At 69.6% G+C, this 10,661-nt stretch carries 9 protein-coding genes; 1 reads left to right on the top strand and 8 read right to left on the bottom strand.

The window, feature by feature from the left end; translation table 11 throughout:
- Nucleotides 1–247: 247 nt before the first annotated feature.
- Together ABZ749_RS19370 and ABZ749_RS19365 are read right to left on the bottom strand one after the other, a co-directional pair.
- Nucleotides 248–1,087, bottom strand: a complete 840-nt coding sequence (locus ABZ749_RS19370) for a DUF4081 domain-containing GNAT family N-acetyltransferase (RefSeq protein WP_196921561.1) — start codon at nucleotides 1,085–1,087, stop codon at nucleotides 248–250.
- Between the two features lie 5 nt (nucleotides 1,088–1,092).
- On the bottom strand, nucleotides 1,093–2,346 hold the full coding sequence (locus ABZ749_RS19365; RefSeq protein WP_357229618.1) for an MFS transporter: 1,254 nt from the start codon (nucleotides 2,344–2,346) through the stop codon (nucleotides 1,093–1,095).
- Between the two features lie 112 nt (nucleotides 2,347–2,458).
- Here ABZ749_RS19365 and ABZ749_RS19360 point away from each other — a divergent pair, with 112 nt between their 5' ends.
- Complete coding sequence (locus tag ABZ749_RS19360) at nucleotides 2,459–3,052, top strand: PadR family transcriptional regulator (RefSeq protein WP_355005206.1); 594 nt, start codon at nucleotides 2,459–2,461, stop codon at nucleotides 3,050–3,052.
- Between the two features lie 124 nt (nucleotides 3,053–3,176).
- Here the strand turns inward: ABZ749_RS19360 and ispG are convergent, their stop codons facing one another.
- The 6 genes from ispG to ABZ749_RS19330 all read right to left on the bottom strand — a co-directional run.
- On the bottom strand, nucleotides 3,177–4,349 hold the full coding sequence (gene ispG, locus ABZ749_RS19355; RefSeq protein WP_112588507.1) for a flavodoxin-dependent (E)-4-hydroxy-3-methylbut-2-enyl-diphosphate synthase: 1,173 nt from the start codon (nucleotides 4,347–4,349) through the stop codon (nucleotides 3,177–3,179).
- Nucleotides 4,350–4,358: 9 nt separating this feature from the next.
- Entirely contained in the window at nucleotides 4,359–5,609 is a 1,251-nt protein-coding gene (locus ABZ749_RS19350; RefSeq protein ID WP_357229616.1) for a site-2 protease family protein, read from the bottom strand.
- Entirely contained in the window at nucleotides 5,609–6,820 is a 1,212-nt protein-coding gene (gene dxr / locus ABZ749_RS19345; protein WP_357229614.1) for a 1-deoxy-D-xylulose-5-phosphate reductoisomerase, read from the bottom strand. Before dxr ends, ABZ749_RS19350 begins: the two co-directional genes overlap by 1 nt.
- A gap of 43 nt (nucleotides 6,821–6,863) precedes the next feature.
- Complete coding sequence (locus ABZ749_RS19340) at nucleotides 6,864–7,499, bottom strand: Uma2 family endonuclease (protein ID WP_357229612.1); 636 nt, start codon at nucleotides 7,497–7,499, stop codon at nucleotides 6,864–6,866.
- A gap of 142 nt (nucleotides 7,500–7,641) precedes the next feature.
- A complete protein-coding gene (locus ABZ749_RS19335; protein WP_357229610.1) occupies nucleotides 7,642–8,091 on the bottom strand; it encodes a hypothetical protein in 450 nt (149 codons plus the stop codon).
- Nucleotides 8,092–8,264: 173 nt separating this feature from the next.
- The coding region (locus tag ABZ749_RS19330) for a CARDB domain-containing protein (protein ID WP_357229608.1) at nucleotides 8,265–10,661 on the bottom strand (2,397 nt) is incomplete at its 5' end.

The following is a 10,661-nucleotide window of genomic DNA, read 5'->3' as shown; positions in this document are numbered from 1 at the left end:
GCCGGGGGGCCGCACCCCCAAACACCGGGGGGGGCGGGCCAGCGGCGCTTCCGTTTCCGTCTGGCAGGCACATGCCGTTGGTCATTGCTCGCAGGTGCCGCGACGTCGGGCGAGCCCGGAAGCAGATGCGCGTCGGCAGAGCGAATGCTGTCGGTGGCTCTCAGCAGATCTTGGACACTTTCCGTTAGGCGAGAACGGAAACTGTCCAAAATCTACGGGGATGCATCACCACCCGCACCGGCAGCGGTCAGAAGAGGACGGTGGCCAGGGTGCCGATCGGCTGGAAGCCACAGCGCTCGTAGACGCGGCGGGCCGGGAGGTTGAAGTCGTTCACGTACAGGCTGACGGTGGGGGCGACCCGCAGCAGCGCGTCGCGGACCACGGCTGCCATGGCGGCGGTGGCGATCCCCCGGCCTCGCCACTCCGGTGCCACCCAGACGCCCTGGATCTGCGCCGTCCGTTTGGTGACCACTGCCAACTCGGCCTTGAACACGACCTTGCCGTCGATGATGCGGGCGTACGCGCGACCGGTGCGGACCAGGTCGTTGACCCGTCGGCGGTAGCTGCGTCCGCCGTCCTCGGCAAGCGGGGAGACGCCAACCTCTTCGGTGTACATGGCCACCGCCGCCGGGAAGAGCCGGTCGACCTCGCCGGAGCGAACCTGGCGTACCTCCGGATCGGCCGGTACGGGTGGCAGCGTGTCGGTGACCAGCAGTGGCTGATTGGGGCGAACGTCTCGCGCTGGCCCCCACGTGTCGGAGAGGCGGTCCCACAGGCCGAGGACGGCATCGGCCCGGCCGACGATGGAGGAACAGAGCCGCTCCTCGCCTGCGAGCAGGTCGGCGAAGGCAGCCACCGCGGCGTCGCTGGCCAGCACCGGCGTGAGGTTGCCGCCGAGCCAGCAGAGTGATTCGAGGTTGCGGCGGGCTCCGTACCCCAGGATTCTGCCCTCGGCCCGCCACCACGAGAGTCCGCGCGCGGCGATGCGCTCGGCGACCTGCGCGCCCGCGAACGGGTCATGGTCGAGCAGTCGCTCGACCGCGCGGCGCTCCGATTCCCCCAGTTGGCGTACCGGCACCGTCAGCACGGCTATCAGCCTGCCAGATCAGCCCCCCGCTTCGCCGGTCGAGTGACAAGGCCGGCACCGGTTACCCGAGGCCGGGTCCGCCCGGCCCACCGGACGACCGGGGGCACCAGGGCTCCGAGCAGGAGGAACAGGGCACCGAGTACGAGCCAGCCGGGTACGCCCCAGCCGAGGGCCAGGGTGGTCACCACTACCGGTGCGAGCATCTTGCCCAGCTCGTAGCCCATGCCGTACGCCCCCTGGTACTGCCCCTGGGCGTCCGCCGGTGCCAGCCCGAAGGAGATCCCCCAGCCGGCGGCCGAGTGCCACAGTTCTCCGGTGACGTGCGCGAGCGCCCCGAGGCCGAGCAGGCCCACCGCCCCGGCGGTGGGCAGCGCGCCGCTGGCGGCGAAGAGTACGCAGGCCAGGGCGATGGCCACGCCCGCTCGACGAGCGGCGCGGGCGGCTCCGGGCAGGGTGGCGGCGGTGCCCGCGGCGCGTACCTGAAGGAGCACCACCGCCACGGTGTTGACCAGCGTCAACGCGGAGATCATCCAGGCTGGGGCCTGGGTGTGGCCGGCGATCCACAACGGCAGGGCGATGGTGAGCAGACTGAAGTGCATCGACATCAGCCCGTCGACCAGGGTGAAGGCGAGGAACGGGCGGTCCCGTAGGGCGACCAGCCGAGGGCCGTGCGTCGGAGCGGCGACCGGGGCGACGGTGGGTAGTCGAAGGAAGACCACCGCTGCTGCCAGGGATGTCCCCGCCGAGGCCAGGATCAGCGCGACGTACCCGGTCCGGGTGTCGGCGGCGATGGCGAAGCCGCCGAGGACGGCGCCGACGGAGATCCCGACGTTCGTGGTGGCTCGCAGGTAGGCGCGGGTGCGGACCCGCTGGTCGGCCGGGATCGCTCCGGCGATCAACGCGCCGCGGGCACCTCTCTCGACCGCGTCGGCAAGCGCGGTGGCGGCTCCCACCAGCACGAACGTGGGGAACGACCGGACGGCGACCAGGCCGACGGTCAGGGTGCCGGCGGCGAACAGCGCGCCGACCTGCACGCCGCGTGGGCCGACGCGGTCGGCCAGGTAGCCGCTCGGGGCGCTGGCCAACACACCGACCAGGGCCGAGATGGTCAGCCCGATGCCGACCTGGGTGGCCGACAGGCCGACCGACCGGGTGAGGAAGAGCGCGCTGGCGACGAGCCAGAGGCCCCGCCCCACGGTCTTGACCAGAGTGCCGAGGGTGAGGACCCGGGCCGGACCCGGCGGGGGAAGCAGGCGCATGACCGACACCCTAACAAGACGTACGTACGGTTTGTTAGATCGGGGTTGTCGGCGATGCATTGCCGATATATCGTTGATGCATCAGCGATAGTCCTACGGAAGGAAGAGCCCCATGAGGTTCCACCGACAGCACCACCCGATGCACGAGGCCCGGATGCGGGGGTTCGGCTTCCCACCGGTCCCGCCCGGTCCGCACGGCCATGGCCACGAGCACGGACACGGCGGCCCCTGGGGCGGCCGGGGCCGTGGTCGGGGTCGGGGCCGACGACCCAACGTTCGAGCCTCCGTGTTGGCCCTGCTCACCGAGCGGCCAATGCACGGCTACGAGATGATCCAGGAGATCGACTCCCGCACCGGCGGTGCGTGGCGGCCAAGCCCCGGCTCGATCTACCCCACCCTCCAGCTCCTGGAGGACGAGGGCGTGATCGTCGCCAGCACCGAGGATTCCGGTGGTGGGCGGAAGCGGTTCACCGTCACCGAGGCCGGTCAGGCGGAGGCGACCGAAGCCGCGCAGACCCCGCCGTGGGCGGACGTCGCCCAGGGCACGGTGAGCAGCTGGCACGACATCCGTGACTCCGGCACGCAGGCGATGAACGCTCTGCGCCAGGTGATGATGAACGGCACCGACGACCAGCGTGAGCGGGCCGCCCAGGTGCTCGACGAGACCCGGCGCAAGCTGTACGCGATCCTCGCCGAATCCGAGTGACGCCAGGCCGCACCACAGCGCCAGGCCGCACCACAGCGCCAACCCGCACCACAGCGCACGATCAGCACAAACGCACAGCGGCCGTTCCCCGCACGGGGAACGGCCGCTGTTTCCACATGGAAAATCAGTGCACGGTGACGGTCGGGCCGGTGACCAGCCCGCGCAGTTCCTCGGGAAGCTCGGCGCCCATCTCGTCGGCGATCCGCAGCGCCTCTTCGATGAGGGTCTCGACGATCTGGGCCTCGGGCACCGTCTTGACGACCTGCCCCTTGACGAAGATCTGGCCCTTGCCGTTGCCGGAGGCGACGCCGAGGTCGGCTTCCCGGGCCTCACCCGGACCGTTCACCACGCAGCCCATGACGGCGACCCGCAGCGGCACCGGCAGCCCTTCCAGGCCGGCGGTGACCTCCTCGGCGAGCTTGTAGACGTCCACCTGGGCCCGCCCGCAGGACGGGCACGAGACGATCTCCAGGCCCCGCTCGCGCAGACCGAGGGATTCCAGGATCTGGTTGCCGACCTTGATCTCCTCCACCGGCGGGGCGGACAGCGACACCCGGATCGTGTCGCCGATCCCCTCGGCCAGCAGCGCTCCGAAGGCGACCGCCGACTTGATGGTGCCCTGGAACGCCGGCCCGGCCTCGGTGACGCCGAGGTGCAGCGGGTAGTCGCACTGCTCGGCGAGCTGCCGGTACGCCCGGATCATCACGACCGGGTCGTTGTGCTTGACCGAGATCTTGATGTCGCGGAAACCGTGCTCCTCGAACAGCGAGCACTCCCACAGCGCCGACTCGACGAGCGCCTCGGCGGTGGCCTTGCCGTACTTGCTCAGCAGCCGCTTGTCCAGCGAGCCGGCGTTGACGCCGATCCGGATCGGCACCCCCGCGGCCCCGGCGGCACGGGCGATCTCCTTGACCTTGTCGTCGAACTGCCGGATGTTGCCCGGGTTGACCCGGACCGCCGCGCAGCCGGCGTCGATCGCGGCGAAGACGTACTTGGGCTGGAAGTGGATGTCGGCGATCACCGGGATCTGCGACTTCTTGGCGATCGCGGGCAGCGCCTCGACGTCGTCCTGGGACGGCACCGCCACCCGGACGATCTGGCAGCCGGACGCGGTCAGCTCGGCGATCTGCTGGAGGGTCGCGTTGATGTCGGAGGTGAGGGTCGTGGTCATCGACTGCACGGACACCGGCGCACCGCCGCCGACCGGGACCGAACCGACCATGATCTGGCGGCTGGCCCGACGGGGAGCGAGCGGCGGGGGCGGCACGGCGGGCATACCGAGACTGATAGCTGTCACTTCAGGCACTCACCTTGAGAAGAGCGTGATGGGGTTGACGACGTCCGCGGCGATGGTCAGCAGCGTGAACGCGCCACCGATCAGGATCACCGCGTACGTGAAGGGCATCAGTTTGAGGTAGTCCACCCGGCCGGGGTCGGCCCGGCCGATCCGGGCGTAGATCCAGGAGCGGGCTCGTTCGAACCAGGCGACGGCGATGTGGCCGCCGTCGACCGGAAGCAGCGGCAGCAGGTTGAACACGCCGATGAAGAAGTTCAGCGACACGAAGAGCATGAAGAAGACCAGCCAGGCGTTGTTCTCGACCGCCTCGCCGCCGAGCCGGCTGGCGCCGACCACGCTGATCGGGGTGTCGATGTCGCGCTCGCCGCCGGTGAGGGCGGTCCACAGGGCGGGGACCTTCTGCGGGAGGCGCTGGAGTGCCTGGACGGTGCCGACGGCCAGTTGACCGGTGAAGTCGGCGGTGGCGCCGAAGGCCCCGACCGGGCCGTACGTCACGCGGGTGGGCGTGCTGGGGACGAGCCCGACGCCGAGGGCGGCCACCGGGGCGGCGGCACCGGTCGGGTTGTCCAGCGGCGGACGCTGCGTCTGCGCGAGCACGGTGCTGGTGGTGGCCGGCTGCCCGTCGCGGACGTACGCGATCTGCGCGGTGTCGCCCGGCTTGAGCCCGCGCAGCGTGGTGAGCAGGTCGCCGTAGGAGTTGACCGGGGTGCCGTTGATCGAGGTGATCCGGTCGCCGTTCTTCAACTGCGCCTGGGCGGCCGGGCTGGCCGCGTCGGCGGAGGTGCAGGCGCGGACCGCGTTCTCCGGGACCACGCACTGGCTGAGCTGGATGACGGCGGGCTCCTGGCGGGCCTGCGCGTCGGTGGTCGGGAAGTCGGGGTTGGGCAGGCCGGCGGAGACGGCCAGGATCCAGATGGTGACCAGGGCGAGCGCGAAGTGCGTGATCGACCCGGCGGCCATCACGATGGTCCGCTTCCAGACCGGGTAACGCCACATCACCCGGGACTCGTCGCCCGGCTCGACATCGTCGTCCTGCGGCGTCATCCCGACGATCTTGCAGAAGCCGCCGAGGGGGATGCCCTTGAGGCCGTACTCGGTCTCACCCCGCCGGAACGACCAGATGGTGGGCCCGAAACCGACGAAGTACTTGGTGACCTTCATCCCGAACGCCTTGGCGGTCAGCAGGTGACCCGCCTCGTGCAGGCTCACCGAGATGAGAATGGCCAGGGCGAAGAGGACCACCCCGAGCAGGTACGACATCAAGCTCCTTCCACCGAACCCGCGATGATCTCCTGCGCATGCGCGCGCGCCCACGACTCGGCCGCGAGCACGTCCTCGACGGTACCTGGTTCGTCGAAGTCCGGAGCCTCCTCCAACACCCGTTCGAGGGTGTCGACGATGCCGAGGAACGGCAGCCGGCCCGCCACGAACGCGGCCACGCACTCCTCGTTCGCCGCGTTGTAGATCGCCGGCCGGCAGCGCCCGGCCTCCCCGGCGGCCTTGGCCAGGGCGACGGCCGGGAACGCCTCGTCGTCGAGCGGCGCGAACTCCCAGGTGTGCGCGGCCGTCCAGTCGACGGCGGTGGCCGCCTCGGGGACCCGGTCGGGCCAGCCCATGCCCAGGGCGATCGGCAGTCGCATGTCCGGTGGGCTCGCCTGGGCGATCGTCGACCCGTCGACGAACTCGACCATCGAGTGGATCACCGACTGCGGGTGCACCATCACGGTGATGTCGGCGTAGGGCACGTCGAACAGCTCGTGCGCCTCGATCACCTCAAGGGCTTTGTTGACCATGCTGGCCGAGTTGATCGTGACGACCGGCCCCATGTTCCAGGTCGGGTGCGCGAGGGCCTGCTCGGGTGTGACCTGCGTCAACTCGTCACGCCGCCGACCCCGGAACGGGCCGCCGCTGGCCGTGACGATCAGCCGCCGCACCTCACCCCGCGTCCCGGAGCGCAGGCACTGGGCCAGCGCCGAGTGCTCCGAGTCGACCGGCACGATCTGCCCGGGCCGCGTCACCGCGGCCTTGACCAGCGGGCCGCCGGCCACCAGCGATTCCTTGTTGGCCAACGCGAGGGTACGACCACCGCGCAGCGCGGCCAGCGTAGGAGCGAGGCCCAGCGAGCCGACCACCCCGTTGAGCACGATGTCGCACTGCCACTGGGCCAGCTCGGTCATGGCGTCCGGCCCGGCCACGATCTTGGGAAGCTTGAAGTCACCGGTGGCCCATCCGCGCCGGCTCGCCTCCGCGTAGAACGCGAGTTGCAGATCCTGCGCGGCGGACGCCTTCGCCACCCCGACCGCCTCGACGCCCAGTTCGAGGGCCTGCGTGGCGAGCAGCTCGACGTTGCCGCCGCCGGCACCCACGGCGACCACCCGGAACCGGTCCGGGTTACGCCGGACGATGTCGATGGCCTGGGTGCCGATCGAGCCGGTGGACCCGAGCAGAACAAGGTCGCGGGGGGTAGTCACCCGGCCATTCTTCCCCACCGCCGCTGCACGCCCGCTGGGAGCCTCAGCCCTCCCCCTCCGCCGGCTCCTCCTCGTCCAGCAGCTCGGCCGGATCGATGGAGAACTCGAACGGCTCCCGCATCGCGAAGGTGCTCCCCGCCGCAGCGGCGGCCAACGGCCGGTACTCCCCGTCGGACAGCTCGAACAGGGCAATGGTCGGCACCCGGTTACGCAGGTCCACCCGGAGAAAGAACGGCACCCCGACGGCGGCGTACTCGCGGGGTCGGTCGATCACGTCCTTACGCCGGTTACCCGGCGAAACGATTTCCCCCAACAACACCGCCTCGGCGATGGGGACCGTCGTGCGGCCACCACCTGATTTCCGCAGCACAGCGATGTCCGGGATGAAGAGGTCATCCCCGGAGATGACGTTGATCTCCGGATATACCCAGAATCCGGCCTTCCGCGCAGCACGGTGCAGCACGTAGGGCAATTCCCGCTCGACCGACTGATGATCGATTCCCGCGTGTGGTGTCACGATCACGCTTCCGCTCAGGACCTCAACCTTGGGGCCGTTGGTCTCCGGCAACAGGTCGAGGGCGAGCTGCGCAGTCCAGGGTTCGTCGTGCCACCGCAGCACGTCGAACGACGGCTCGGTGTGCTGCGGCGCCGGCTCCGGCGCGAACGCGGCCTGGGCCATCCGGGCTCACCCCCTCAGCGGGACATTCTGCTCAGGTCAGCCTAGCCACCGCAGCCCCAGAAACGCGTCATCGCACACCGGGTCCGTCTATCCGAGTGGACTGCACCGCAGCGAGGCGCGTGCAGATCTTGGACAGTTTCCGTCATGGCCGAACGGAAAGTGTCCAAGATCTGCGGGCCGGCGCCCGATTCGTTGCGGTCCGGTGTCGCACGACGGCCAACCAGACCGCTGCGCCGACGCAGAGGACGGCCAGCAGGGACAGCAGCACCAGGGCCGGGTTGATCCAGGCGGGCACCAGGTCGTAGGTGGCGTTGCACCGGTCGTGGAGGGGGAACCACCGCGACGACTCACGCCAGTGCGCGGCGCGGTAGGCACTGTCGTAGGTGACGCCGGCCTGTCGGCAGGACTCCTCCGAGCTCATGGATGAACCCGAGAACGCGCCGACGAACCAGGTGACAGCGGTGGCGACGACCGAGAGCCCGGCCGTCGCGGCGAACCAGCCCGGAGTCTTCCAGCGGCCGGTGAGCAGAGGTCGGCCCCACAACCAGAGCACGAGCAGAGCGGGTACGGCGAGGCAGAGCCCGGTCGTCACGACACCCATCCTGATTCGTCAGCCTCCCGCCAGCGAGCCGGCCTTGATCATCGCACGGGCCGGCTCACCGCCGCGAACGCGACGAAGCGATCGACTCGGCTTCATGGAAATCGGGGTGTCCGCAGTCCGCGGACACCCCGACTTCACTGAAGCCGTGTTGATCAAGCGGCGAACTAGCCGCCGGTGATGACGAACTGCGAGCCCGGCTGGATGACGATGTTGCCGTCGGCCGAGTTGGTGATTGTCACGTTCGTCAGGTTGGCGTTACCACGCGCGCCGCTCATCGCGAGGATGCCGGCACCGTTGTTGGACTTGTCGATCCGTACGTTGGTGATGGCGACGTTCGGGATGTTGCCGCCACCGTTCTTGAACTGGATGCCGTCGAAGGTCGAGTCGATGATGTCGGTGTCCCGGACGGTGACCCCGACGATGTCCCTGGTGGCCGGGAAGATCGTGATGGCACCGAACTCCTGGTCCTCGTTCCAGAACGCGCCGCCGGTGCGGTAGAGCCCGTTGTTCGCGATCAGCGTCGTGCCGGAGAACGGCAGCGGGTCGTGGTCGGTCGCCAGCATGATGCCCGGGTAGTTGGCGGTGTCGTAGATCAGGTTGTTCTGGATCGAGTTGTCGTAACCGCCGTAGATGGCGATGCCGTTCGCCCGCCAGGGCAGCTGGATGGTGTTGTTGACGAAGTGGTTGTCGTGGGCGATGTCGACGTTGCGGTCCTTGACGTACGGGTTGGCCCAGACGGCGAGCGCGTCGTCGCCAGTGGTGCGGAACGACGAGTTGAACACCCGCGAGTTGCGCGTGCCGTTGCTGAAGTTGATGCCGTCGGCGTACGTGTTGCGGATCCGCATGCCGCTGAAGTCCAGCCCGTCGGCCGGCCCCCACAGGTCGGGGATGTTGTCGTAGTCGCGACCCACCCAGACGCCCACGTTGGCGTGCTCGATCCAGACGTTGCTGATCTTCGTGCCGGCGCCGAAGCGACCGTTCAGACCGACGCCACCCTCGGCGTTGCCGTCACCGCCGCGGATCCGGCCCGAGCCGAAGATGGCGATGTCGGAGATCTGGGTGTTCTTGTCGATGTCGAAGCCGAAGTTGCCCTCGTGCGGGTGGTTGATGCCGCCCACCACGTTCTGCGGCTCGGTCAGCGTGTAGAGCTGCGAGTGCCACATGCCGGCGCCCCGGATCGTGACGTTGCTGATGCCGACCTGGTTGTGCGTGCCCCGGTTCAGCGGGTCGTCGGTCAGGATCTTCTGCTCCTGCCGCCACTGCCCGGCCGGGATCCAGACGCAGCTGATGACACCGTTCTGGTCGTCGGTCACCGCCCGCTGGATGGCTGCGGTGTCGTCGATTCCGTCGTTCGGAACCGCGCCGTACGAGGTGATCGAGGTGCAGCCGGCCGGCTGGCTCGCCGGCCCCGCCACCTGCTCCAGGTCGATCATATCGATGACGTAGAAGGAAGCGGTGTCACCCGAGTCGCGCTGCAACTTGAACCGGGTGCCGGCCGGGTACGACTGCGCCAGCAGCGCGTTCGACTCGTCGAAGAGCCGCCGGGCGTCGGCCTGCGGGGTGTTGGTCAGCGCCTCCGGCCCGTCGGTGTTGCCGTAGAGCCAGCTGTGCTTCGACGACAGTGTCAACTTCCGGGAGAAGACGTCGTTGACGTAGAGGCTGATGGTCGCCTCGATGCCGCCGCCACCGGGCGCGTCCGGGATGGAGTTGCGCACCACTATGGAGTTGGCCTGGTTGGCCGAGGTGAACTCGACGAACTGGCCGGTGCTGGTGAGCCGTACCGACTTGCGACCGGACGACTCGCTGGCGAAGTTGGTGTGTCCGAACGTCCGCAGGGCGTCGGTCTCCAGCAGCGTGCCCTGGTAACGACCGGCCTCCGCCTCGTAGGAGACGTACGGGACGGCTGCCCCACGCCCGACCACTATCGACTGGCTGAACGCGTTGTTGGTCTCGTTGGTCTCGGCGACCACGTTCGTGGCGTCGGCGGTGGCGGTGAGGGTGGCGCCGCCGCTGGTGGCGGTCCAGGTGCCGCTGACGGCCACGGTGACCGTCGCGCCGGCGGCGATCGAGGCGGTGTTGGTGTTGAGCGTGGTGCTGCCCGCCACCAGTCGGGTGACGGTGGTCGCGCCGGTCGCGGTGGTGCCCCGGTTGCGAACCGTCACGGTGAAGGTGACGGACGCCCCGACGGCCGGGTTCGGCGGGTTCGAGGCGATGCTGAGCACCTGAAGGTCCGGGCCCGGTGCCTGCGCCACCACCAGCGGCGACGCTGCCGTGAAGCTGTTGTTGCCGTTGTTCTGCTCGACGATCGTGTTCGCCGGGTCGACCACCGCCGAGACGGCGTAGCTGCCCATCGGCCGGGTACCGGCGTTGAACGACACAGTGGTCGAGGCGCCTGCGGCCAGCGCGCCCACCGAGGCGCTGCCGACGACCGCGCCGGCCAGGCTGAAGTTCACTGTCGTCGCACCGGCGGACGCTGAGCCGATGTTCTGCACCACGGCCGAGAGGGTGACCGGGGAGACCTCGCTGGGCGACGAGGGCGACCAGGTCACCGAGCTGACGAC

It is taken from the genome of Micromonospora sp. NPDC047753 (genome assembly GCF_040642735.1).
In the GTDB taxonomy this organism is placed as follows: Bacteria; Actinomycetota; Actinomycetes; order Mycobacteriales; family Micromonosporaceae; genus Micromonospora.
This window is presented reverse-complemented; position numbering and strand designations above follow the sequence as displayed.

Coding starts and splice junctions, on each gene's coding strand:
- ABZ749_RS19365 (WP_357229618.1), bottom strand. CDS start 2,346: ATGCGCCTGCTTCCCCCGCCGGGTCCGGCCCGGGTCCTCACCCTCGGC.
- ABZ749_RS19360 (WP_355005206.1), top strand. CDS start 2,459: ATGAGGTTCCACCGACAGCACCACCCGATGCACGAGGCCCGGATGCGG.
- ABZ749_RS19350 (WP_357229616.1), bottom strand. CDS start 5,609: ATGTCGTACCTGCTCGGGGTGGTCCTCTTCGCCCTGGCCATTCTCATC.
- ABZ749_RS19340 (WP_357229612.1), bottom strand. CDS start 7,499: ATGGCCCAGGCCGCGTTCGCGCCGGAGCCGGCGCCGCAGCACACCGAG.